General features: G+C 65.3%; 19 protein-coding genes. 9 read left to right on the top strand and 10 right to left on the bottom strand.

The features are described 5' to 3' along the window. The first annotated feature begins 261 nt into the window (after nucleotides 1-261). From LB515_RS11115 to LB515_RS11075, 9 genes are all read left to right on the top strand, one after another. Nucleotides 262-1,149 carry a MurR/RpiR family transcriptional regulator gene (locus LB515_RS11115; RefSeq protein ID WP_224707737.1) on the top strand — a complete coding sequence of 296 codons (888 nt, stop codon included), beginning with the start codon at nucleotides 262-264 and terminating at the stop codon, nucleotides 1,147-1,149. A 197-nt stretch (nucleotides 1,150-1,346) separates the two neighbouring features. Then, nucleotides 1,347-2,129, top strand: a complete 783-nt coding sequence (locus LB515_RS11110; RefSeq protein WP_224707736.1) for an SDR family oxidoreductase — start codon at nucleotides 1,347-1,349, stop codon at nucleotides 2,127-2,129. After that, entirely contained in the window at nucleotides 2,105-3,652 is a 1,548-nt protein-coding gene (locus tag LB515_RS11105; RefSeq protein WP_411969128.1) for a mannitol dehydrogenase family protein, read from the top strand. The genes LB515_RS11110 and LB515_RS11105 overlap by 25 nt, the downstream gene beginning before the upstream one ends. A gap of 19 nt (nucleotides 3,653-3,671) precedes the next feature. Continuing rightward, complete coding sequence (locus tag LB515_RS11100) at nucleotides 3,672-4,583, top strand: sugar phosphate isomerase/epimerase family protein (protein ID WP_224707734.1); 912 nt, start codon at nucleotides 3,672-3,674, stop codon at nucleotides 4,581-4,583. A 53-nt stretch (nucleotides 4,584-4,636) separates the two neighbouring features. Further along, the gene (locus LB515_RS11095; protein WP_411962454.1) at nucleotides 4,637-5,689 is read left to right on the top strand and encodes an ABC transporter substrate-binding protein; all 1,053 of its coding nucleotides are present in this window, start codon (nucleotides 4,637-4,639) and stop codon (nucleotides 5,687-5,689) included. A 228-nt stretch (nucleotides 5,690-5,917) separates the two neighbouring features. Continuing rightward, nucleotides 5,918-7,462 (top strand): sugar ABC transporter ATP-binding protein, encoded by a 1,545-nt coding sequence (locus LB515_RS11090; protein ID WP_224707897.1) that lies wholly within the window; start codon nucleotides 5,918-5,920, stop codon nucleotides 7,460-7,462. After that, nucleotides 7,459-8,445 carry an ABC transporter permease gene (locus LB515_RS11085; protein ID WP_224707733.1) on the top strand — a complete coding sequence of 329 codons (987 nt, stop codon included), beginning with the start codon at nucleotides 7,459-7,461 and terminating at the stop codon, nucleotides 8,443-8,445. Before LB515_RS11090 ends, LB515_RS11085 begins: the two co-directional genes overlap by 4 nt. Further along, nucleotides 8,442-9,428 carry an ABC transporter permease gene (locus tag LB515_RS11080; RefSeq protein ID WP_140846303.1) on the top strand — a complete coding sequence of 329 codons (987 nt, stop codon included), beginning with the start codon at nucleotides 8,442-8,444 and terminating at the stop codon, nucleotides 9,426-9,428. Before LB515_RS11085 ends, LB515_RS11080 begins: the two co-directional genes overlap by 4 nt. A 103-nt stretch (nucleotides 9,429-9,531) precedes the next feature. Next, complete coding sequence (locus tag LB515_RS11075) at nucleotides 9,532-10,035, top strand: hypothetical protein (RefSeq protein WP_181164935.1); 504 nt, start codon at nucleotides 9,532-9,534, stop codon at nucleotides 10,033-10,035. 89 nt (nucleotides 10,036-10,124) lie between these two features. Here the strand turns inward: LB515_RS11075 and LB515_RS11070 are convergent, their stop codons facing one another. From LB515_RS11070 to LB515_RS11025, 10 genes are all read right to left on the bottom strand, one after another. Then, a complete protein-coding gene (locus LB515_RS11070; RefSeq protein ID WP_224707732.1) occupies nucleotides 10,125-12,794 on the bottom strand; it encodes a nitrate reductase in 2,670 nt (889 codons plus the stop codon). Nucleotides 12,795-12,797: 3 nt separating this feature from the next. Continuing rightward, on the bottom strand, nucleotides 12,798-13,127 hold the full coding sequence (gene nirD, locus LB515_RS11065; RefSeq protein WP_224707896.1) for a nitrite reductase small subunit NirD: 330 nt from the start codon (nucleotides 13,125-13,127) through the stop codon (nucleotides 12,798-12,800). Between the two features lie 5 nt (nucleotides 13,128-13,132). Next, nucleotides 13,133-15,583 (bottom strand): nitrite reductase large subunit NirB, encoded by a 2,451-nt coding sequence (gene nirB, locus LB515_RS11060; RefSeq protein ID WP_095766230.1) that lies wholly within the window; start codon nucleotides 15,581-15,583, stop codon nucleotides 13,133-13,135. Between the two features lie 16 nt (nucleotides 15,584-15,599). Further along, nucleotides 15,600-16,901, bottom strand: a complete 1,302-nt coding sequence (locus LB515_RS11055; protein ID WP_224603225.1) for an MFS transporter — start codon at nucleotides 16,899-16,901, stop codon at nucleotides 15,600-15,602. Between the two features lie 64 nt (nucleotides 16,902-16,965). Beyond that, nucleotides 16,966-17,142 carry a twin-arginine translocation signal domain-containing protein gene (locus LB515_RS11050; RefSeq protein ID WP_224543498.1) on the bottom strand — a complete coding sequence of 59 codons (177 nt, stop codon included), beginning with the start codon at nucleotides 17,140-17,142 and terminating at the stop codon, nucleotides 16,966-16,968. Nucleotides 17,143-17,462: 320 nt separating this feature from the next. Further along, entirely contained in the window at nucleotides 17,463-18,689 is a 1,227-nt protein-coding gene (locus LB515_RS11045; protein WP_224707895.1) for a CmpA/NrtA family ABC transporter substrate-binding protein, read from the bottom strand. 2 nt (nucleotides 18,690-18,691) lie between these two features. Next, the gene (locus tag LB515_RS11040) at nucleotides 18,692-19,294 is read right to left on the bottom strand and encodes an ANTAR domain-containing response regulator (protein WP_224707731.1); all 603 of its coding nucleotides are present in this window, start codon (nucleotides 19,292-19,294) and stop codon (nucleotides 18,692-18,694) included. Between the two features lie 137 nt (nucleotides 19,295-19,431). Further along, a complete protein-coding gene (locus LB515_RS11035) occupies nucleotides 19,432-20,763 on the bottom strand; it encodes an HlyD family type I secretion periplasmic adaptor subunit (protein ID WP_224707730.1) in 1,332 nt (443 codons plus the stop codon). Next, nucleotides 20,760-22,484, bottom strand: coding sequence for a type I secretion system permease/ATPase (locus LB515_RS11030; RefSeq protein WP_224707894.1), 1,725 nt, complete (start codon nucleotides 22,482-22,484; stop codon nucleotides 20,760-20,762). The genes LB515_RS11035 and LB515_RS11030 overlap by 4 nt, the downstream gene beginning before the upstream one ends. 37 nt (nucleotides 22,485-22,521) lie before the next feature. Continuing rightward, nucleotides 22,522-23,736, bottom strand: a 1,215-nt coding sequence (locus tag LB515_RS11025) for a VCBS domain-containing protein (RefSeq protein WP_224707729.1), incomplete at its 5' end; no start/stop codon positions are given.

Raw genomic sequence — 23,736 nt, 5'->3', positions numbered from 1 at the left:
TGCCCTTTTTCCGGGCGCTGGAGCCGCCCCTCACCTGCCTGCCGGCATCCTCTCCCCGTATGGTGATGGAGAAAGGGGCGCTCTCATCACCGGTTTCGCCAATCGCCAGTGTCGCGGAAAAGGCGCCAAGGCTGCGGCCGCTCCCCTTCTCCCCGTCACCATACGGGGAGATGGTGCCGGTAGGCGGATAAGCGGCGGCGCCAACGTAGAAAATTGGCGGTCTTCACCTTCCCGCGCGGTACTTCAAACCTGGCCCATGCCATGAGCGGCGTGCGAACCTCACCCGGCCAGGCCGGCGAAAGCGCTCCCCGCAAACAAGGCCGTTCGCTGGCAGCACTTGGCTACACGAAGCCGCAAACCTACGAGGAATTGCGGGCGGTGCTTGCGTCGGGAACCGTGCATTTCCCGAAGCGGCTTCGCCAGGTGGCGATCTTCCTCTGGCAGCATCCGAGCGAAGTGGCGTTGGGAACGATCGCGCAAGTGGCGGACCAAGCCGGCGTGCAGCCTTCGACCCTGGTGCGCTTCGCGCAGATCTTCGGCTATTCCGGCTTTTCCGATTTCCAGCTCCTGTTCAAGGACCGCATGAAGGGCTCCTGGCCGGACACGCAAGGCGGCCAGGACAAGGCCGCGGAGCCGAACGCCAACCTGCATTTTCTCAATGGCATGATCGGCGCCTGCCAGACCTCGCTTGGCCGCATCGGCAATGATTTCGATATCGCGGCTTTCGAGACGATGATCGATCATCTGGCGGCGGCCGAGCTGATTTATGTCATCGGCAGCAAGCGCGCCTTCCCCGTCACCACCTATCTGTCGCTGACGCTCTCGCAGCAGGGCGTGCGCAACGTGCTGGTCGACAATGTCGGCTCGACCGCGCTCGACCAGGTCGGCTGCATCACGCCGCGCGACGCGGTGCTGGCCGTCTCCTTCAGCCCCTACAACTCGATTACGCCCGATCTCGTCGCCGTCGCGCATGAGCGCAAGGCGCGCATTCTCACCATCACCGACAGCACCTTTTCGCCGCTGGCAAAACTCTCCGACACCTGGCTGGAAGTGGTCGAGCAGGACTTCGGCGGCTTTCGCTCGCTTGCCGCCTCGCTCGCGGTCGGCATGGCGTTGGTCCACGGCGTCGTCGCGCAACGGACAGGCTGACAAGAGCAATTCCAGGAAAAGTGTGAGCGGTTAAGTTCGGCGTCTTCGCCGTAACCTTCCGTCCGGAATTGCGAAAGACAAGGAGATAGAGCGGTTCACCGGTTCCATAGAAAACGGTGAACCGCTCTAGCACGATTGACTAAAGAGAACCGTCGTTCCATATTTGAAAAAATGGAAACTTTGTTCCGGGAGGAGGAATGGAGGTTCGTCTCGACGGCAAGGTGGTGCTGGTCACCGGCGCGACGCAAGGCATTGGCCGGGCGATCGCCGAGACGCTTGCGCGCTCCTGCGCCGCCGGATTGCTGATCACCGGGCGGGACCAGAAGCGCGGCAATGCTGTCACCGCCGAACTCTCGGCCATGGGCACTCCCGCCGCCTTCGCTGCTGCCGATCTCGGCGATCCCGAGGCCCCGGTGCGGCTGGCGCAAGCCTGCATCGACCACTTCGGTCGCATCGACGGCCTGGTCAACGCCGCCGGCCTGACCGATCGCGCCTCCTTTATCGACGCCAGCCTCGACGATTGGGCATCGCTGTTTGCCGTCAACGCCCGCGCGCCCTTCTTCCTGATGCAGGCGGCAATCGCCGATATGAAGAAACGCGGACAGGGCGGCTCGATCGTCAACATCCTGTCGATCAACGCGCATTGCGGCTCGCCGGAACTCGCAGTCTATTCCGCCACCAAGGGTGCGCTGGCGACGCTAACCAAGAACGCCGCCAATGCCCATCGCTTCGACCGCATCCGCGTCAACGGCATCAATGTCGGCTGGACCGATACGCCGGCCGAACGGATCATGCAGGCCGAGACGCTCGGCCATGGCCCGGGCTGGCTCGACGCGGCCAATGCGACGCAGCCCTTCGGCCGGCTTTTCTCCGTGACCGACATAGCCAATCTTGCCGTCTTCCTGCTTTCCGACGCGGCAGGTCCCATGACCGGGGCGCTGATCGACCAGGAGCAATGGGTGATCGGAGCCAATCGGTGAGCGCCGAGAACCTCGGCCCTGCCCTGCTCGGCCGCCTACCGTCGGAGGTCCGCACGCCGGCTTACGACCGCGCTGCGCTGAAGCCAGGCATCGCCCATATCGGCGTCGGCGCCTTCCACCGTTGCCATCAGGCCGAATACACCGACGATCTTCTGGCGAAGGATTTCGACCGTTGGGGACTGGTCGGCATCAACATCCGCCCTCCCCTGCTGGCCGGCACGCTGGGGCGCCAGGACGGTCTCTACACGCGGCTCATCCGCCAGAACGACGAGGTCGAGGCGCGCGTCATCGGCAGCATCGTTCGCGTCGTCGACAGCCAGGACAGCGCGGCGCCGGCGCTGGATGTGCTCGCCTCGCCCGACATCGAGACGGTCACCATGACGGTGACCGAGAAAGGCTATTGCCACATCCCCTCGATCGGCGCGCTCGACCTCGACCATCCTGACATCGCGCACGATCTCGCCAATCCCGAGACGCCGCGCAGCGTTCCCGGCATCCTGGCGCGCGCGCTGGAACTGCGCATGGCCAGGCATAGCCGGCCGGTGACGCTGTTGTCCTGCGACAACATCCCGACCAACGGCATCATCCTCGGCAATGTCGTACGCGCATTCGCCGAACGGCGCGGCGGCAAGCTGGCGGACTGGATCGAAGCCAATGTCGCCTTCCCCGCGGCCATGGTCGACCGCATCGCGCCGGCGACGACCCAGGCCGACATCGACACCGTCGAGCAGCGCTTCGGCTACCGCGACAGCGCCGTGGTCGTCGGCGAGCGCTTCCGCCAATGGGTGATCGAGAACCGCTTCGCCGGCCGCGTCCCCCGCTGGGACATTGTCGGCGCGACCTTCGTCGACGACGTTACGCCATTCGAGCATCTCAAGATGCGTGTGCTGAACGGTGCCCAGACGACGCTCAGCTATCTCGGGGTGTTGGGCGGCTTCGAGCACACGTTCGAGACGATGGCCGACCCGCTTCTGGCCTGTTTCGTCCGGCGCATGCTGACCGAGGAAACATTGCCGACGCTGACGCCCGTGCCCGGCATTCAGCCGGCGGCCTATGTCGAGCAGAGCCTGTCGCGCCTCACCAACACGGCGATCCGACATCGCAACCACCAGATCGCCACCGACGGTTCGCAGAAGATCGTGCAGCGCCTGCTCAACCCGATCCGCGACCGGCTGGCGAAGGGCGAGGGCATTGCGCTCCTCTCGTTGCCGGTCGCCGGCTGGATGGCTTATCTGATCAAGGCTTCTTCCCGCTTCGGCCGCGCCTGGCAGGTGTCCGATCCTTTTGCCGACAAGATCGCCGCCATCGCCGACCGCATCGGTGCCGACAGCAAAGCGCTCGTCGATTCGATCCTCGCCATCGACGCTATCTTCGATCCGGCCTTGGCCGCCAACGCCAAATTCCGTGCCCATGTCGCCACCGGGCTCGATGGTTTGCTTTCGGGCGATCCGATGGGCTTTGTCGGTCAGGTCTGCGCTGGGCCAACCGATGCGCGGTTGAAGCAGCCGGCGCGATCTGCATAGTTAGCAACCGGGAGGGATCATGAAGCTTGGACTGTTGACAGCACCGTTTCCGGATACACCGCTCGGCGAAGTCGCCGATTGGGCGCGCTCGGCCGGCTTCGAGGCGCTGGAAATCGCCTGCTGGCCGAAGACCTCCGGCGCAAGCCGTCGCTATGCCGGCACCAGCCATATCGACGTGGACGTCTCAGCCGCTGAGGCCAAGGACATCGCCACCGAGCTTGCCGGCAAGGGCCTGGCCATCTCGGGTCTCGGTTTCTATCCCAATCCGCTCCATCCCGACCAAGCGCATCGCGAAGCGGTGATCGACCATCTGAAGAAGGTGATCGTGCTTGCCAGCCGCATGGGCGTGCCGCTCGTCAACACCTTCTGCGGCGGCGATGCTTCGAAGACCATCGATGCCAACTGGGAGGATGCGCAAAAAGTCTGGCCGGCGATCGTCGCCCACGCCCGCGGGCACGGCGTCAAGCTCGCCTTCGAGAACTGCCCGATGATTTTCAGCTATGACGAATGGCCGGGCGGGCACAATATCGCCTACTCGCCCTATGTCTGGCGCCGCATCCTCGAAGCCTGGGGCGGCGATGTCGGCATGAACTTCGATCCTTCGCATCTCGTCTGGCAGATGATCGAAAAGGAGCGCTTCATCCGCGAGTTCGGCGCAAACATGCTGCATGTGCATGCCAAGGACCTGATGATTGATCATGATGGTTTGTACGAGCGCGGAATCCTTTCGGCTGGCATAGGCTGGCAGGTGCCGCGCATGCCGGGGCTTGGGGATATCGACTGGAGCAGGATTTTTTCGGGCCTCTACCGGGCCGGCTATGACGGACCGGTCGTCATCGAGCATGAGGACCGGCGCTTCGAGGGGACGGATGAAAAGGTCAAGCGCGGCTTCCTGCTGGCCCACGACGTGCTGCGCCCCTTCATCAAATGACGAAAAGCTTGGCTCCGACTGAATCAGAGCCTGGAACCGAACTGAAAAGATCAATGTGGAGGAGTACTGAAATGAAAAGACATCTGACCGTGGCCTCGCTCCTTGCCGGCGCCGCGCTGCTTGCCTCGGTGGGCGCCTCGGCCGCCGCCGGCAAGTACACGATCGGCATTTCCAACACCGTGCAGGGCAATGGCTGGCGCGAGGAAATGATCTGCGCGATGAAGGCGCAGGCGCTCGCATCCGGCGAGGTGGCGAAGCTCAACATCGCCCATCGCAACACCGACGCCGCCGGCCAGCTCGAGGACATCCGCAACCTGATCAGCGCCAAGGTCGACGCCATCGTCGTCAACCCGGCCGATCCGGCCGGCATCAAGGCCGGCCTCGAGGAAGCCACCAAGGCCGGCATCGTCGTCGTCGCCGTCGACCAGGCGGTAACCGAGCCGTCCGCCTACATCATCTCCAACAACCAGGAACAATATGCCTATCTCGGCGCCAAGTGGCTGTTCCAGCAGATGGGCGGCAAGGGCGAGGTGCTCTACATGCGCGGCGCCGCCGGTGCTTCGGCCGACTCGGATCGCGACAAAGGCTTCAAGAAGGCGCTCGCCGAATTCCCCGACGTGAAGGTCGCGCAGGAAGTCTTCACCGGCTGGCAGCAGGATCAGGCCAAGCAGCAGATCCTGTCCTTCCTCGCCACCGGCACCCCGATCAACGGTATCTGGACCTCGGGCATCGACAACGTCATCGTCGATGCGCTGGTCGAGCAGCAGGCGCCGATGGTGCCTGTGGTCGGCGCCGACAATGCCGGCTTCGTCGGTCAGTTGAGCTCGGTCAAGGGCCTGGTGGGCGCGGCCGTCACCAATCCCGGTTCGATCGGCGGCGCCGGCGTGACGCTGGCGCTGCAGATCCTCGACGGCAAGAAGCCGGCGCAGCAGACCGTCCTGGTCGAGCCGCAGCTTTGGGAAAACGCCACCGACGAAGGCAAGGCCAAGCTGAAGAGCGTCGTCGACCCCTCGCTCAGCCCCGAATGGCCTGTCTCGATCTCGATCCCGGATTGGACGACCTACACCAAGGATCAGATCATCGCCTGCAAGGGCCCGGGCGAATAAGCGACGAAATCCTCTTCTGCCTTCTCCCCTTGTGGGAGAAGGTGGATCGGCGCGTAGCGCCGAGACGGATGAGGGGTATTCCAGGGAACGCCAACGTCTCACTCCGCTGGAGCACCCCTCATCCGTCGCCTTCGGCGACACCTTCTCCCACAAGGGGAGAAGGAGGAGGTCAGCCGCGGCCTGCATCGGTTTTTGGAACGAGAACCACACGATTTGACAACAAACCCGTTGCCGCAAAGCCCTCTCCTCGACGCCACCGGCGTAGCGAAGAACTATGGTGCAGTTGCCGCGCTGCGTAACGCCTCGCTGTCCGTGCTGCCGGGCGAGGTGCATGCGCTGATGGGCGCCAACGGCGCCGGCAAGTCTACGCTGGTGAAGATCCTGACGGGGGCGATCAAGGCGGACGCCGGGCGCATCCTGATCCGCGGCCAGCAGCTCGATGTCCGCTCGCCCGCCGCCGCCCGCCGCGCCGGCCTGCTGCCGGTCTACCAGGAACCTTCGCTGATCCCCGACCTCGATGTCCTGTCCAATCTGCGGCTCACCGGCACGCCGGTCGAGCCGTTCCGTGCATGGGTGCGCGAGCTCGGCATTCCCGACCTCGATATCCGCGAGACGGCGCGTCATATCCCGTTGGCCATCCTGCGCGTGCTCGACTTGGCGCGCGCGCTCGCCGTCGAGCCCGACGTGCTTCTTCTCGACGAGATGACCGCCGCACTACCGGCGAACCTCGCTGAGAAGGTGCTTGAGGTCGTGCGCCGCCAGGGCGACGCCGGGCGCTCCGTCATCTTCATCTCGCACCGTTTCGTCGAGATCTCCGCGCTCTGCGACCGCGCCACCGTGCTGCGCGACGGCGCAACCGTCGGCGTCGTCGACATTGAGCCCGGCATCGAGGAAAGAATAGTCGAGATGATGCTCGGCACCCGCATCGAGAAGACGCGCGTCGCCGCGCGCGCGGCGAATGAAGGGGCGGTTGCCGGCGACGGTCGTCCGCGATTGTCGGTCCGCAACCTGCAGCTAGGCACCAAGCTCAACGACGTCTCCTTCGATCTCGCCAATGGCGAGGTCGCCGGCGTCTTTGCACTCGAAGGTCAGGGCCAGGACGAGCTCTTCGCCGCGCTTGCCGGCTCGATCCGTCCGACCGGCGGCAGCATCGACGTCGACGGCGCGCCGGTCAAATTCTCGCATCCGAGCGACGCCATCCAGGCCGGCATCGCCTATGTGCCGGGCGACCGCGCCGAGGCCTTGGCCATGCAGCGTTCGGTGCGCGAGAACATCGCGCTGCCCTTCAGCGCGGCGCCGCGCAAATGGGGCCCCATCCGCATGCGCCGCGAGCAGGTGGTGGTTTCCGGCGCCATCGGCAGGTTGCAGATCGACACCCGCGCCCAGGGCGAAGTGCAGCGCCTGTCCGGCGGCAACCAGCAGAAGGTGACCATCGCTCGCTGGATCGCCGCCAACGCTCGCACCATCCTTTGCTTCGACGCGACGCGCGGCATCGATGTCGGCACCAAGCAGGAGATCTACAAGCTGCTGCGCGAGCTCGCCGGCCAGGGTAAGTCAGTGCTGTTCTACACATCCGAGATGGAAGAGGTGCAGCGTGTCTGCGACCGCGTCATCGTCATCTTCGGCGGCCGCGTCGTCGACACTTTCCCGGTCGAAGACGCCGACGAAGCGGCTTTGATGCGGGCCGCCTACGGCCTGCCGCGCGGCGCCAGGGCCGATGTCGGCATCCTTGCCGAGGTCAAACCCGGTTCCAGCGCCGAGGCCGCGTCATGAGCCGCTTCTTGCGCAACCAAGGCTGGGTGGCAGGCCTGTTCGCCCTGCTGATCCTTGTCTTCGTCGTCACCAAGCTGATCCAGCCGGGCTATGGCAGCGGCGACTTCGGTTCGCTGGCGCGGGCGGTTCTGCCTTACGCCTTTGCCGTCGCGGCCCAGACCGTCGTCGTCATCGCCGGCGGCATCGATCTGTCGGTCGCCGCCATGATGGCGCTGACCAGCGTGACCGCCGCCTCGATGATGAACGGCGCCAGCGAGGAATATGCATTGTTCGTCGTGCCCTTCGTGCTGGCCATGGGGCTGGTGCTCGGCGCGCTGAACGGCGTGCTTATCGTCGTCACGCGGGTGCCCGACATCGTCGTCACCTTGGCCATGCTGTTCGTGCTCCAGGGTGCGGCGCTGCTGGTGCTTGGTGCGCCCGGCGGCGCCGCCGCCGAGTGGCTGAAGGCCAGCGTCATCGGCACCGCGCCCATCCCCGGCCTGCCGGACTGGGCCGACGCCTGGGTCCCGAAAGCCCTGGTGCTGCTCGTCGTCTGCCTCTGCATCGTGTGGATTCCGCTCAGGCGCTCGCGGCTTGGCCTCTCCATCTATGCCATCGGCAGCGATGAGCTCGCCGCCTTTCGCAGCGGCGTGCCGGTGGCGCGCACCAGGATCGTCGCCTATGCGCTCTCCGGCCTGTTCGCCGCGATGGGCGGATTGTCTCTCACCATCAGCACCGGCATCGGCGCGCCCATTCCCGGGCCTTATCTGCTCGCCAGCGTCGCCGCCGTCGTGCTGGGCGGCGTCGCGCTCGGCGGCGGCAAGGGCGGCCTGCTCGGGCCGATCATCGCCGTCTTCGTGCTGCGGCTGGTGCGCACCGATCTGACGCTTCTGGCCATCGATCCGAACGTGACCGCCATCATCGAAGGCGCGATCATGGTCGCGGTCGTGATGTTCGGCGCCTTCATCACCATCCGCGGCCGTCCGGTAGGAGCAACGCCATGACCGACATCGCGACCATGCCCCAGCCGGTCTCGTTCGGGCGCCGCTTGAAGCGCTTCATGGCGGACCGGCCGCTCATCCCGCTGATCATCCTTTTGATCATCCTCGTGGCGATCCTGCAGGTCCTGCGTCCGGGCATCGTCAACGAGCGCTGGATCGCCAACACGGCGAAATTCGCCATCCCGCTGGCGATCCTCGCCGGCTGCCAGACCATGACCATGCTGACCGGCGGCATCGACCTTTCGGTCGGCACCGTGGCGACGATGAGCGCCTTCATCATGGCGACGCAAATCGTCAACCAGGATCCCGCGGTGGCTTTCCTGCTGGCCATGCTGCCCGCCGTGCTGATCGGCTTCGTCAACGGCATCGGCGTCGGCGTGTTTCGGGTGCATCCGCTGATCATGACGCTCGGCACCAGCCTGATCGGCACCGGCTTCCTGCAGGTCTACCAGCGCACCGTCATCGCGTCCGGCGCGAAAATCCCGGATTTCCTCAACTGGTTGGGCACCGGCCTCACCTACGGCTTTCCCAACGCGCTCTTCCTGTTCGTGCCGGTGGCGGTGCTGATCGTCTTCATGCTGAACCGCACCGGATTCGGCCGCCTGCTCTATGCCGTCGGCGACAACGAACGCGCCGCGCGCCTGTCAGGCGTCCGCTACTGGCAGGTGATCACCGCGCTCTATGTCCTCTCCAGCCTGCTCGCCGGCATCACCGGCCTGCTCTATATCGGCCTGATCAAGGCGCCCTCGCTGTCGCTCGCCGAGCCGCTGGTGCTGCCTTCGGTGGCGGCGGCCGTCATCGGCGGCACCTCGATCTTCGGCGGCCGCGGCGGCTACACCGGCACCATCGTCGGCGCGCTGATCCTGACGGTGCTGACGACGCTGCTCACCATCCTGCAGATGCCCGAAGGCGGCCGCCGCATCCTGTTCGGTTTCATCGTGCTGTTCGTGACGGCGGCGTATTTGAGGATCATCGAGGATCGGTAGTATTTGAGCTAAGGCATGTCGCGCAAAAGTGTGCAGCGGTTTTGCGGCAACGACATGCACAAAATAAGCGGCTCATCCCTGTCGCATCGGAGAGGCACCCCTTATGGCCGAGCGTTCGCGTGCTGCTGCAAACAGTCCCGCCGACGATGACCCTCGTCTTGCGTTCATCTACCAGGAGGCGGTGAGAGGTCTCACCCATCAGCAGACCGTGGTGGAGAACATGAGCACCCGCGCCGGGAGCCTGATCTTCGCCACAGCATTCGCGAATTCGCTGCTCGGCGGCGCGGCCCTTTCCGACGGGCTCGGGCTTTGGGAATGGATTGCGGTGTCGCTGCTGTTCAGCATCGGCGGGCTCATCGTCTTCATGCTTTGGCCTTACCACCAATACTCATTCCGCTTCGATCCGGAAGAACTGCTGCATCAATATGTCGATGGCGACGGGCCGGCATCTATGTCGGCGATGCACCGCGCCCTTGCTCTTCGCATCAAGGCGGACATGGCCGCCAACTGGCGAATCATCCAGCGCCTGCGGGTGGCTCTGCAGATCGCGCTGCTCTTTCTGTTGCTCGACATTCTGGCATGGCTCTTGGCGATCGCGGGCGTCTGAGCCAAAACCGCGCTGTAGCCCTATGCGGGACCAGTGCAGAAAGACCCGGAGTAGAACGTTTCGATGCCGGCGACGGCGACACGCATGGGTTACTCGGCAGCCTGCACACGGCGGGCGTCGATGATCGCCCTGATCTCCGAGCGGCATGAGCCGCAATTGGTGCCCGCGCGCAGCGTCGAGCCGATCGCTTCGAGGCTGTCGCATCCCGCGGCGACCGCCGAAGCGAGCTGGTTGGCGCCGACATGGAAGCAGGCGCACACGACGCGCCCGATCGCAGGGATGGGCACCGGCGAGCGACCGGACAGAAGCGCGTGCCTGTCTGTAGCCGAGAGCGGCTGGCGCGTGGCGAGCAACGACACCAGCCAGTCGCGCATGGGCAACTGGTCCGGAGCGGCGACCAGCAGGGCTTCGGCCATGGCGCCGCCTTCGTCGATGGCGGCGGCGCGATAGGCGAGCCCGCGACGGTCGGTGTATTCCAGGAGCTGATCCCGTCGCTGCGCGCCGAGCAGCTTGCGCGCCAGGAGAATGCCCTGGTCCGGCGGCTCGGTTCCGGTGAGCTCGTAAACCCATCCGCCCTCGACAGCATGCCGGCTCCAATGGACGAAACCGGTCGGCCTAAGATCGCGCCGCGTGATGAGCACACCCGCCCAGCCAGCCTCTTCCCGCGCGATCCTGGCGGGGACATGCTTGAGCTCCGGCTGGCCGGAATGCGGATCGGTGACCGGTGAGGACAAGAGGCCGGCTGCTGCCCTGGCCGCGAACTGGCCGCTCCAATGCATGGGCATGAAGGCTTGGCCGCGCCGCTGTGCGTCGGCCACGCGCACCCTGGCGCGGACAAAGCCGAAGCGGGTTGAAAGATGAGCGAGATCGCCATCCTTGAGCTGATGCGCGGCCGCGTCCGCCGGATTAAGATCGACCGCGGGCTCCGGCGCATTCGCCATCAAACGCGGCACGTTTCCGGTGCGCGTCATGGTGTGCCACTGGTCGCGCAGCCGGCCGGTGTTCAGGGCAAGCGGATAGTCCGCGTCGACCGTGAAGGCCGTCGCCTCCTGCCGCACCGGCACGAAACGCGCGCGGCCGTCTTGTGTCGCGAAACGGCCGTCGGCGAACAATCTCATCTGGTGGCCGCCTCGCTCCGACGCGGGCCAATGGCGCGGCACGAAGGCGGAATAATCTTCATCGCTGAGATCAGCCACGCCGCCAAGGTCGAACAGACGCTTGCCGTCGTTCTCAAAGGCGGAGAGTGCTGCATGCTCGCGGAAGATCGCGGCCGGCGTCCGGTAGGCGAAGGCCTCGCCAAAGCCCATGCGCGCGGCGACCTCGCAGATGATACGCCAGTCGGCTTTCGCCTCGCCGGGCGGCGGCAGGAACGGCCGCTGGCGCGAGAGGCGCCGTTCCGAATTGGTGACCGTACCGTCCTTCTCACCCCAGGCGGCGGCCGGCAGCAGCACGTCGGCATAGCGCGTGGTGTCGGTGCGGGTCACATCCGAGACGGCGACGAAATCGCATTTGGACAACGCAGCGCGCACACGCGAAGCGTCGGGCATCGAGACTGCGGGATTGGTGCCCATGACCCACAAGGCCTTGACGCGGCCGTCCGCGACCGCCTGGAACATGTCCACGGCTTTCAAGCCGCCGCGCCGCGCGATGTTCGGCGCATTCCAGAAGCGGGAAACCCGGTCGATATTGGCCTCGTCTCCGAAATCCATGTGCGCGGCGAGCTGGTTGGCAAGCCCTCCGACCTCGCGCCCACCCATGGCGTTCGGCTGCCCGGTGACCGAGAACGGCCCCATGCCGGGCCTGCCGATGCGGCCGGTGGCGAGATGGCAGTTGACGATGGCGTTGACCTTGTCGGTCCCATGCGCCGACTGGTTGACGCCTTGGCTGTAGACGGTGACCGTCCGCTCGGTCTCGGCGAAGAGATCGTAAAAGGCGTGGACGTCGGCTGCCGCCAGTCCGCACCCTTTCGCGACACGCGCGACCGACGGCGCATCGGCGGCGGCGAGCGAGGCTGCCGCATCGAAGCCCGCTGTATGGTCGCGGATGAAACCGGCATCGGTCTTTCCGGTTTGCGCGAGATGCGCGAGCAGCCCGTTGAACAACAGCACGTCCGTGCCAGGATCGAGCGCCAGATGCAGGTCGCACTCGTCCGCCGTTGCGGTGCGGCGAGGATCGATGACGACGATCCTGGTCCCGCGTTCCTTTCGCGCCGCGAGCATGCGCTGGTAGAGCACCGGATGGCACCATGCGGTGTTGGAGCCGGTGAGCACGATGAGGTCGGCGCGCTCGAAATCGTCATAGACACCGGGAACGATGTCCTCGCCGAAAGCGCGGCGGTGGCCGGCAACGGACGAGGCCATGCAGAGCCGCGAATTGGTATCGATATTCCCCGAGCCGATGAAGCCCTTCATCAGCTTGTTGGCGACGTAATAGTCCTCGGTGAGCAGCTGGCCCGAGACGTAGAAGGCGATCGAGTCCGGGCCGTGCTCGGCTACCGCCTGCGAGAATTTCGCGGCCACGAGGTCGAGCGCTTCGTCCCAGCTCGCCTGCCTGCCGCCGATTTCCGGCCGCAGCAAGCGGCCTTCGAGGCCGAGCGTCTCGCCGAGAGCCGAGCCCTTCGAGCAGAGCTTGCCGAAATTGGCCGGATGATCGGGGTCGCCGCGGACGGTCGTCGTGCCGTCCGCGGCGACCTCGGCGAGCACGCCGCAGCCCACCCCGCAATAGGGGCAGGTGGTCCTCACCTCGCGTGCTTCTTGCATGCCTCAGGCCGCTTTCGAGGACAGCGCTTCGAGCGCGATGAACAACCGTTCGCCCTCGACCTTGACCGGTATAGTCCGGACCGAGCCTTCGTCGGCGCCAAGCGCCTTGCCTGTCTCCAGCGAGATCACCCAATTGTGCAGCGGGCAAGTCACGGCAGCGCCATGGACGATGCCCTGGCTGAGCGGCCCGCCCTTGTGCGGGCAGTGGTCGTCGATGGCAAACACCTTGTCGTCTGCCGTGCGAAAGACGGCGACCTTGCCTTGCGGTGTCGCAACGCAACGCGCACCGCGCGGCGGGATGTCGGCGATGGAGCCGATGGCGATCCAGTTCATATAGGTCACTCCGCCGCCTCCGCGAACCCGACCGACGCCATCGGCCTGAACTCATGCTTGTCCTTGCCGGAGACGCGCTCCGACCACGGATCGACCTGCGCGAATTTTTGGCTGAAGACGAAGCGGTCGAAGAGCGTCCTGCGGCGCTCGGCATCGTCCAGGATCTGCTTCTTGATCTCGGCGGTGCCGATCCGCTTGGCCCATTTGTAGATGCGCTCCAGATAGCGGGCCTGCTCGCGATACATCTGGACGAGCGCCACGATCGCCTCCAGCGCCTCGTCCTCGGTCTTCACCAGCCCCAGCACTTCCGTGCCCTTGATGTCGAGGCCGGCGGCGCCCGCGAAGTGGATCTCGTAGCCAGAGTCGACGCACACCACGCCGACATCCTTGCAGGTCGCTTCCGCGCAGTTGCGCGGGCATCCCGAGACCGCCATCTTCACCTTGGCCGGCGTCCAGGAACCCCACATGAACTTCTCGATACGGATGCCGAGCCCGGTCGAATCCTGCGTGCCGAAGCGGCACCAGTCCGAGCCGACGCAGGTCTTCACCGTGCGCAGGCCCTTAGCATAAGCATGTCCGGAGACGAAGCCCGCCTTGCCGAGATCGGCCCATACCGCCGGCAGGTCTTCCTTGCGGATGCCAAGCATGTCGATGCGCTGGCCGCCCGTCACCTTGACCATCGGGATATCGAACTTGTCGACCACGTCGGCGATGGCGCGCAATTCGCCGGCGCTGGTGACCCCGCCCCACATGCGCGGCACCACTGAATAGGTGCCGTCCTTCTGGATGTTGGCGTGCACGCGCTCGTTGATGAAGCGCGACTGGTAGTCGTCGGCATATTGGTCCGGCCAGTCGCAGACGAGATAGTAGTTGAGCGCCGGCCGGCACTTGGCGCAGCCGCAGGAGGTCTTCCACTCCAGCTCCTGCATGACAGCGGGGATCGTCTTCAGGCCCTTTGCCTTGATCAGGCGCCGCACGTCGTCATGGCCAAGGCTCGTGCAGCCGCACATGGGCTGCACCGCTGCCGGATTGTAGGCGTCACCCAGCGTGAGCTTAAGCAGCTGCTCGACGAGACCCGTGCACGAGCCGCACGAGGCCGAGGCCTTGGTGTGGGCGCGCACGTCGTCGAGGCCGGTCAGCCCCTTGGCCGTGATCGCGCCGGTGATCTTGCCTTTGCAGACGCCGTTGCAGCCGCAGATTTCCGCATCATCCGCCAGTGCCGCAACGGCCGCCAAAGGGTCCGAGGAAACGCCCCCCTGGAACGCCTGGCCGAAGATCAGCGTGTCGCGCATCTCCGAGATGTCGGTCGCCTTCTTCTTGAGGTCGTTGAACCACGCGCCGTCGGCCGTCTCGCCGAACAAGACGGTGCCGATGATGCGGTTGTCCTGCAGCACCACACGCTTGTAGATGCCGGCCGACGCGTCGCGCAGGATGATCTCCTCGCGGTCGTCGCCGTCGGCGAAGTCGCCCAGCGAATAAAGGTCGATGCCGGTGACCTTGAGCTTGGTCGGCGTGTCGGAGTGGACGAAGCGCCTGTCCTCACTGTCCGTCAGTTTGGCTGCCGCCACCCGTGCCATCTCGTAGAGAGGCGCGACCAGCCCGTAGACATGGCCGCCGACCTCGGCGCATTCGCCGAGCGCCATGATGGCGGGGTCGGAAGTCCGCATGCGGTCGTCGACGACGATGCCGCGATTGACCTCGAGCCCAGCCTCCTTGGCTAAAGCGGTGCTCGGCCGGATGCCGACCGCCATCACCACCAGCGTCGCCGGAATGATCGTGCCGTCCATAAGCTCGACACCCTCGACCTTGCCGTTGCCGACAATGGCCTTGGTGTTGGCCTTGGTCATGACCTTGATGCCGCGCGCCTCGACGGCTTTCTGCAAAAGGTAGCCGGCGGCGGGATCGAGCTGGCGTTCCATCAGCGTCGGCATGACGTGCAGCACGGTGACGTCCATGCCGCGCTCCTTCAGACCGGCCGCGGCTTCTAGGCCGAGCAGGCCGCCGCCGATGACGACCGCTTTGGCGCGCGACTGCGCGGCAAGCAGCATGGCGTTGACGTCGTCGAGATCGCGGTAGCTGAGCACGCCGGGCAATTCCTTGCCCGGAACCGGAATGATGAAAGGAACCGAGCCGGTGGCGATGACCAGCCTGTCGTAGCTCTCGGTGACGCCGTGGTCCGAGGTGACGGTCTTGGCCTCCCTGTCGATGGCGACGATCCGGTGACCCTTGTAGAGGGTGATGCCGTGCTTGATGTACCAGCCGTCGCCATGGATGACGATTTCCTCGAACGCCTTCTCGCCCGAAAGCACCGGCGACAGCATGATGCGGTCGTAGTTCACGCGCGGTTCGGCGTTGAAGATGGTCACGGCGTAGCGGTCGGGCGCGGCTTCCAGCAGGTGCTCCAGCATCCTGCCCGGCGCCATGCCGTTGCCGATGATGACGAGTTTCTCGGTCATGTCGCTCTGCTCCGATCTATTCGGCGGCGTAGGAAAGAGATGCGTTGTTGACGGCGGCGGCGCGCTCCATCCGGCGGATGGTGACGTGCATCCAGACCAGGCAGGAGACGACGATGAGGAAGAGCAGCATGAAGCAGCTCGACCAGACCCCGGTGAGATCGTTCAGCGCGCCGAAGGCGATCGGCAGGATGAAGCCGCCGAGCCCGCCGATCATGCCGACGACGCCGCCGACCGCGCCTACGCTCTGCGGATAATAGGCGGGGATGTGCTTGTAGACGGCCGCCTTGCCGAGGCTCATGAAGAAGCCGAGCACGCAGGCGACGGCGATGAAGGCGAGCGGGCCGATCTCGAAATGGAAGGGGATCGGCCCGCTGATGCCGCGCACGACATAGTCTGCCGAGGGGAGAGACAGAACGAGTGTCGCGACGGCACAGACGCTGAAGGTCCAGTAGAGCACGGTGCGGGCGCCGATGCGGTCGGAAAGCACGCCGCCATAGGCGCGGAAGATGCTGGCGGGGATCGAATAGGCGGCGCCGATCATGCCGGCGGTGGCGATGCCGAAACCGTAGACGCCGATCAGGTAGCGCGGCAGCCAGAGCGACAGCGCCACGAACGCGCCGAAGGAGAAGAAATAGTAGAACGCGAAGCGCCAGACCCGCAGGTTCTTCAGCGGCGCGAATTCCTGCCAGAAGCTTCTTGCCGGCGCCGCCTTGCCGGCGCGGCGCTCGCGGATGACCGGATCGTCGCCGGTTGTGAACCAGAAGATGGCGGCCATGACGACCAGCGCCGCGGCCCAGATCAACGCCACCGACTGCCAGCCCCAGGCGAGCAGCACGAACGGCGCCAGGAACTTGGTGACAGCGGCACCGACATTGCCGACGCCGAAAATGCCGAGCGCGGTGCCTTGTTTTCCGGCCGGGAAGAAGCGCGAGACATAGGCGACGCCGACGGCAAAGGAGCCGCCGGCAAGGCCGACGCCGAGAGCGGCAAGCAGCATCTGACCGTAGGTGTGGGCGAAAGCGAGCAGGAAGGTCGCGATCGCCGCGGCGAGCATGGTCGCTGTATAGACCAGGCGTCCGCCATAGCGGTCGGTCCAGACGCCGAGCACCATGCGCACGAGCGAGCCCGTCAGGATCGGCGTGCCGACGAGCAGGCCGAACTCGGTCTCGTTCAGGCCGAGTTCCTGTTTGATGCGCACGCCGATGATGGAAAAGATCGTCCACACCGCAAAGCACACGGTGAAGGCGATGGTGGACATCACGAGCGCCTGCCTTGAAGCACTGTCCTGGCTGGGCGCGGCTGGGAGGTTTGCGGTCATCTTGAGCTCCGGTTTGCGGCGTGGGAGGCGCCGCTCGTTGTGTTGATCAGAGGCGTGGCATCGGTCAGCGGGGCGAGGCCGGGACTTGCGCACTCACTTGCGGGCTTTTGCCTTCGGTTTGGTGATTGGCTGGAAACAGCAGGAGCGCCGCGGTGAACAGCGCCGCGGTCAGCGCGCTGCTCGCCAGGAAATCGCGGCGGGTGAAATCCCTGAGCAATGTCGTTGCGATCCGTTTGGTCATCGTCGTCTCCGGTCCAAAACGAAAAAAGCCGCCGTCCAAGCCTCGCGCGTCCGTAAATCCGGGATCGCGCATTGACCTGAGCGGCAGCTTTGCCTGTGGCGCCCGCCATTGGACGCCTGTTCCATTGCCCGCGAACGGGCTCGATTATTTCAAAGCACGAAGCGTGCCAGTTTCGCTCGAAAGCTGAATTTCAAGGAAAATCAATGACGTGGAAGCTTTGCCCTTCGACCGCGCCGAGCGGCGACGCGGTCAAACATTGATCAATGGCACCAGCATTGCGCATAAATTTTGTGCAATGCACAAGAATGGCGCGCAAATGATCAGGCGCGCCGCTGGCCGGCAATATAGGCGTCTATCCGGTCCGGATCGAAGATCTGGCCGTCGAAAAATCCGTCGGGGCCAAGGACCAGGCTTGCCCCCGCTGAGCCGACCGGCGTTGCCATCCTCAGCGCGCCTTCCACCTTGGCATTGGCGCCTGGCAAGGCGACGCCAAGCGGCCTCAACGCCGCGCGGTAGAGGTCGGGCCGATAGCAGTCGCGGGCGATGGCGAGGTTTTGCGGCGTATGCGGCAACTGCCCCCAACGCACCATCTGCGTGTAGAACCAGAGCGCATGACTCTTCCAGGGAAAGTTGGCCGCCTTGTCGAAGGGCAGGAAGAAATCCTCGACGCGCCGTGCCGCGCCCCCGCCAAGTTGAAGCTGCCCGGTCAGGGCCGGCATCTGGATCGCCTCCGGCTGGCCGAGGAAGTCGGGTCTCGCCATCAGCGCCGCCAGCTCACCGCGGTGTGCCGGGTCCTGACACCAGCGGGCGGAATGATGCAGCGCCCTCAGCAGCGCCGCCAGCGCGTCCGGGTTCTCTTCGGCCCACATCTTGCGCACCCCGATCACCTTTTCCGGGCTGTTGCGCCACAGCAGCGCCTTCACGGTGACGATGTGGCCGGTGCCTGCCGCGACGGCGGCGCTGTTCCAGGGCTCGCCGACGCAATAGCCGTCGATGCGGCCGGCGGCCAATGCATCGGCCATGAAGGGCGGCGGCACGATGACAATCTCGATGTCGCGGTCGGGATCGACGCCGCAGGCGGCGAGCCAGTAGCGCAGCTCATAATTGTGCCCGGAATGCGGATGCACGACGGCGAAACGCAGCGGTTCGCGGCCGGCGGCCGCCCGCTCGCGGATCAGTGCGCCGAGCGCTGCTCCGGCGCGCGCCGGATCGAGGTCAGGTGCTGCGCCATGCGCCGCCATGCCTTGCCACACCGCATTGGAAACAGTGACGCAGTTGCCGCCGAGCCCGAGCGAGAACGGCACGATGGTCTCGGAAGCAAGCGGCGTGAGGCCGAGGCTGCAGGCGAGCGGCATCGGGCCGAGCATATGGGCGACATCGAAGTGGCCGATGGCGATGCGGTCGCGGATATTGGCCCAGGAGGTCTCGCGATGCAGCTTGAGCTCGATGCCCTCGAGCGCGGCAAAGCCCATCTCGCCGGCTGCGACCAGGACGGCGCTGTCGAAGAGCGGCATGAAGCCGGCGGTGATCTGATGCGCTGCCGACATGCTCATTCGCCCTCCAGCGGTCCCAGCAATCCCGCCGCCATCACCAGGCTCTGGGCGATGTCGGCGATCTTGCGGTTCTGGTTCATGGCGGTCTTGCGCAGCAGCGCATAGGCCGCCTCCTCGCTTAAGCCCCGCGACTTCATCAATATGCCCTTGGCCCGGTCGATGACCTTGCGGTTCTCGAGCTCGCTGCGCGCCTCCTCCAGTTCGCGCGCCATGCGCGAGAAAGCATTGAAGCGACTGATCGCCATGTCGAGGATCGGCTTGATGCGCTCCTTCTTCAGCCCGTCGATCACATAGGCGGACACGCCGGCATCGACGGCCGCTTCGATCGAGGCCTGGTCGGAGCGGTCGACGAACATCGCGATCGGCCGCTTCACCACGCGCGACAGCTGGAACATGTTCTCCAGCATGTCGCGGTTGGCATTTTCGAGATCGATGACGATGACGTCCGGCTCGATCTCGGCGATGCGCCGGGCGATGCCGGCGACGTCATGGACGACTGTGACATGGCGATGGCCGGCGTCCCGCAATCCGGCCTCGATGATCGAGGCACGGATGCGGTTCTCGTCGATAACAAGGATGGTCAACGAACCGGCGGACATGCGCCTATTGTGCAGGCCGGGCGGAATTGTGCAATGCGGCAATCGACTGGGGTGGATCGCAACCGCCCCCAATGAATGAACTGCTGCGCTATCGCGCCCAACCCTGTGTTGCGGCCAAGGGAGGTTGGCCGCCTTTCTCACTCCTCTCTGAAGGCGTGAGCAAAACTGTCGGCGACCGGCTGGAAGAGATACTCGAGCATGGTTCGCTTGCCTGTAACAACGGAGACCTCCACCGGCATTCCCGGATATAGCTTCACTTGCGGAAGCTTCTTAAGCTCATCGGCGCCCACCTCGACGGTCCCCCGGAAAAAAGTCGCGCCGCTGCGCTCGTCGATCTCTGCGTCGGCCGAAACACGGGTAAGGGCGCCCTTCACCGTGGGCGTGGTTCTCTGCTTATAGGCGACCAGCCGCACCGTCGCCGGCAGACCGGGGCGAACGATATCGATATCCAGGGGCTGAAGCTTGACGTCCAGCACCATCTTGTCCTGATCGGGAACGAGATCGAGAATAATCCCGCCGGGAGGTACAACTCCGCCCGGCGTGAAATATCGAAGGTTCATCACCGCCCCATCTTCCGGCGCAACGACATCGCGGCGCGCCGCGCGCGCGTCGGTCTTCTGAAGCGCCTTTTCGAGCTCGGAGCGTTTGGTCTGGATGTCACGAAGGTCCTCAGCCGCCTTCTTGATGTACGAAAGCCGGCCATTGTCGATCTGCGCATTGGCCTCGGCGATCTGCTGCCGCAAGCTTTCTATGTTCCCACGGTTCGACTCAGCCTCGCCTTGTGCTGCGATGATCTGCCGTTCGAGCTGGAGCACGCGGGACTTCACCCCATAGCCTTTCTTGAGAAGCGTGCGGGCGTCGGCCAACTCTTCCCGCAGAGACGGCAACTGGATCTCGAAGGCCGCAACTCTCGCAGCGAGCGCCGACATCTGGGCATGGTACTGGGCGATCCGCTGCTGCCAGACTTCGACCTCCGACGCCTGAACCTTGGCCTGGTCCTGGAAGATACGCTCCTGACCGGCAAGGGCCTCGGCGACGGTCGGTTCGCTTCGCCGGGCCGACAGGTCTGCCGGGAATGGAATCGTGCTCAGGCCGTCGCGCTGCGCGATCAGGCGGGCTTCGCCGGCGAGCGCCGCATCGAGTTCACCGCGCACGGCATCGCGGTCGGATTCCGCGTCGAGCCCGTCGAGGCGGACCAGTATCTGGCCCTGCCTGACCTGGTCTCCTTCCCGGACCAGGATTTCCCGGATGATGCCGCCTTCCAGGTGCTGTACGGTCTTGCGATTGCTGTCGACCTTCACTACCCCGGGCGCGACCGCAGCGCTTGTCAGCGGCGCGGTGGCTGCCCAGAGGCCGAAGCCGCCGAACAGCAGGCCGATGACGGTCAGGCCGCCGAAGACATGGGCGCTCACCGCCGGCCAGGCGGGCGGTGGCGGCGGCATTTCCAACGACAAGGTGGCTTCCGTCACGATCCGGTCCTTTCGGAGCTCACGACTCGGACCTGCGGCGCAGCCGAGTTCTGCTCGGGGCGGCGCAGTTGCGCAAGCACGACGTCGCGCGGGCCGAACATCTGCGACTGGCCTTCGTTTAACACCAGGACGCAATCGACGTTCACCATCAGCGACGGGCGGTGGGCGACGATCACCACGGTCGAACCTGCCTCCTTCATCGCGGCAATCGCCTGGTTCAGGGCTTCCTCGCCGACGGCATCGAGATTGGAGTTCGGCTCGTCCAGCACCAGCAGCGCCGGACGGCGATAGAGCGCCCTGGCAAGCCCTATGCGCTGGCGCTGCCCCCCGGAGAGCACCGAACCCTGCTCGCCTATCTCGGTATCATAGCCATTTGGGAGCCTGAGGATCATCTCGTGCACGCCCGCCATCCGGGCGGCGGCCACGATCTCGGCCGGATCGCCTTGCTCCATGCGGGCGATGTTCTCGCGGACGGTTCCGGGAAAGAGTTCGACGTCCTGGGGGAGATAGCCCACATAGGAGCCGAAATCGGCGCGGTTCCAGGCAAACACGTCGACACTGTCGAGCCGAACCCGCCCCTGCTGTGGCGAAAGCATGCCGACGATCAGGCGGGCAAGCGTCGACTTGCCGGCGGCCGACGGCCCGATCACCGCAAGCACCTGGCCCGGCGGCACGGCGAAGGAGAGGTTCCTGAGCACGGGCTCCTTTGCGCCAGCCGGCATATATGTGACGGCGTCGACCGAGAGCTGCCCCTGGGGACGCGGCAATTCCATCCCCGGCGGGCGCAGCGACGGAGTCTCGAACAGCCGGTCCAGCCGGCGCCAGGCCTCGCGCGCGGCGGTGGTCTGCTTCCAGGTGGCGATAGCCTGCTCGACCGGCGCGAGCGCGCGCGACATGATGATTGACGCCGCGATCATGGCGCCGGGCGAGACTTCGTGGCGCAGCGACAGCCAGGCGCCGAGCCCCAGCACCGCGACCTGCAGGAACATCCGGAACGGCTTGGTGAATGCATTGATCAGGCCGGCCCAGTCGCTGGCGGTTGTCTGCAGCGCGAGCACGGACGCATTGGCCGCGTCCCAACGTCGGGCGAGCACCCCGCCCATGCCCATCCCGTCGATGACTTCGGCATTGCGGAAACCGGCATCCGCCGCCTGGTAGGCGCGCGCGGAAGCAGCGTTGGCCTGCTTGAGCGTGTTGGCCGTCAGCGCGTTGTTGGCAAGGGCGAGGCCGAACAAGATGATCGCACCGCCCAGCGCCAGAAGTCCGAGCAGGGGATGCAGCAGGAAGACGAAGCCGAGATAGAGCGGCATCCATGGCGCGTCGAACAGCGCCATGATGCCGCCGCCGCCAAGATAGCCGCGCAACGTGGCGAGGTCGCGCAGCGCCTCGGTGCGGTAGGAGGAGCCGCGCAACGCGTTCTCAAGCCCGCGGCCCAGCACCTGCGGCGACAGCATGCGGTCGATCCAGGTGCCGAGCTGCACCAGCAACCGGGAGCGGAAGAATTCGAGCGCGCCCATTGCAGCCAGCGCCGCCGTCGTGATCAGCGTCAGATAGACGAGCGTTTCCACGCTGCGTCCCGTCAGCACGCGATCATAGACCTGCAGCATGTAGATCGAGGTCGAGAGCACGAGCAGGTTGATGACGAAGCTGAACCCCGCCACCGCGGCGAAACCGCCGCGGCAGCGGGAGAGAGCAAGCTTTAGGGGAGAGAGGCCTTGCATCATCTTATCTGCCGCCCTCTGTCACTTTTCATGGTTGTCAGGCGCTCAGGTTGAAGTCGTTGGCAGTGAGCGTGGATACCCCCATCAGATGGATTTCAATGATGTGGGCTCCGCCCGCCACACTCTCGGCCGAGGTTCCGGTATTGGCATAAACGATCGTGTTGCCACTCCCGTCGCTCTGCCAGGCAACGGTATGAGCGGCCAGATTTCCACCCGAGACCGTGCCGGTTGCCGTTAGGCCAAGGGCGCTCGCAAAGTCGATGAAGTCGTGACCCGTTGCCGCCGTCCCGTGCTGGAAATCGAGAATGGTGTCGAAGGCCGCACGGGTTGAATCGCTCACCGCCTCGAACCGGAAATGATCATCCCCGGCTCCGCCGCTCAACCAGTCGGCGCCGCCAAGGCCCTTGATCGTATCGTTGCCGCTTCCGCCGAAGATGTAGTCGACGCCGCTGGAGCCTGTCAGCCCGTCGGCGCCGGCACGACCGTCCGCGATGTTGGGGTTCGTGCTGCTGAGAACGATTCCGTCATCCCCGCTTCCGCCGCTGCTGCCGTTGCCGATCCAGACATTGAAAGTTAGCGGCGACGAGGAAGCGGCATGGTTGTCGGTCGCGGTGACTGTGAGCGTCCCGTTCAGTGTCTGCCCTGTAGGCACGTTGACAATTAGCGAGCCGTTGCTGGCAACGGAGACCGAGCCATTGCTGTTGAGGCCGGGCGTGAAAGTGCTCGTGAATGTGACGGTGTCCTGAGCATCGGGATCGGTCGAAACAAACGAGCCTAGGCTCGGAGCCTGTCCATCCGCCGATGGCGCCGAGCTTGGGACGAAAACCGGGGCGCTCGGCGCATGGTTGGTCACAGGCTCGTCGGCACCGTTCACCGTGATGTCGATGACGTGGTCCGTGCCATCTACCGACGTTACATGGATCTGATCATGCGGATGATCCGCGGAGTTCAGAGCCTGAACGTTGGCGGCGCCATTGTTGAGCGTATAAACCCAGTCGCCGGCGGCATCGATGGTCAATGACCCGTATGTGCCCGCGATCGGATTGCTGCCGTTGTGCACCTGGAACGAACTCTGGCCTGCGTCAGGGTCGTTGACGGTCAGAGCACCGTTTACGGTCAGCACGGCGTCCTCGGTCACCGAACCGCTGCTCGTGCCGGTGATCACCGCCGCGTCATTGGTGCCGTGGATGGTGACGGTGAGCACCTTGCTGGTGCCGTCCGCGGTGGCCACCGTGATGCTGTCGGTATAGTC

The sequence above is a fragment of the Mesorhizobium sp. CA15 genome (assembly GCF_020165215.1).
Lineage (GTDB): Bacteria > Pseudomonadota > Alphaproteobacteria > Rhizobiales > Rhizobiaceae > Mesorhizobium.
This window is presented reverse-complemented; position numbering and strand designations above follow the sequence as displayed.

Bases quoted from the DNA above. Each gene is read 5' to 3' on its own strand.
- nirD (WP_224707896.1), bottom strand. From the start codon at position 13,127: ATGAACTGGATCGCCATCGGCTCCATCGCCGACATCCCGCCGCGCGGT.
- LB515_RS11040 (WP_224707731.1), bottom strand. From the start codon at position 19,294: ATGTCCGCCGGTTCGTTGACCATCCTTGTTATCGACGAGAACCGCATC.
- LB515_RS11055 (WP_224603225.1), bottom strand. From the start codon at position 16,901: ATGACCGCAAACCTCCCAGCCGCGCCCAGCCAGGACAGTGCTTCAAGG.
- LB515_RS11075 (WP_181164935.1), top strand. From the start codon at position 9,532: ATGGCCGAGCGTTCGCGTGCTGCTGCAAACAGTCCCGCCGACGATGAC.
- LB515_RS11095 (WP_411962454.1), top strand. From the start codon at position 4,637: ATGTGGAGGAGTACTGAAATGAAAAGACATCTGACCGTGGCCTCGCTC.
- LB515_RS11030 (WP_224707894.1), bottom strand. From the start codon at position 22,484: ATGCAAGGCCTCTCTCCCCTAAAGCTTGCTCTCTCCCGCTGCCGCGGC.
- LB515_RS11050 (WP_224543498.1), bottom strand. From the start codon at position 17,142: ATGACCAAACGGATCGCAACGACATTGCTCAGGGATTTCACCCGCCGC.
- LB515_RS11085 (WP_224707733.1), top strand. From the start codon at position 7,459: ATGAGCCGCTTCTTGCGCAACCAAGGCTGGGTGGCAGGCCTGTTCGCC.
- LB515_RS11105 (WP_411969128.1), top strand. From the start codon at position 2,105: ATGGGTGATCGGAGCCAATCGGTGAGCGCCGAGAACCTCGGCCCTGCC.
- LB515_RS11080 (WP_140846303.1), top strand. From the start codon at position 8,442: ATGACCGACATCGCGACCATGCCCCAGCCGGTCTCGTTCGGGCGCCGC.
- LB515_RS11070 (WP_224707732.1), bottom strand. From the start codon at position 12,794: ATGCAAGAAGCACGCGAGGTGAGGACCACCTGCCCCTATTGCGGGGTG.
- LB515_RS11100 (WP_224707734.1), top strand. From the start codon at position 3,672: ATGAAGCTTGGACTGTTGACAGCACCGTTTCCGGATACACCGCTCGGC.
- LB515_RS11115 (WP_224707737.1), top strand. From the start codon at position 262: ATGAGCGGCGTGCGAACCTCACCCGGCCAGGCCGGCGAAAGCGCTCCC.
- LB515_RS11110 (WP_224707736.1), top strand. From the start codon at position 1,347: ATGGAGGTTCGTCTCGACGGCAAGGTGGTGCTGGTCACCGGCGCGACG.
- nirB (WP_095766230.1), bottom strand. From the start codon at position 15,583: ATGACCGAGAAACTCGTCATCATCGGCAACGGCATGGCGCCGGGCAGG.
- LB515_RS11045 (WP_224707895.1), bottom strand. From the start codon at position 18,689: ATGTCGGCAGCGCATCAGATCACCGCCGGCTTCATGCCGCTCTTCGAC.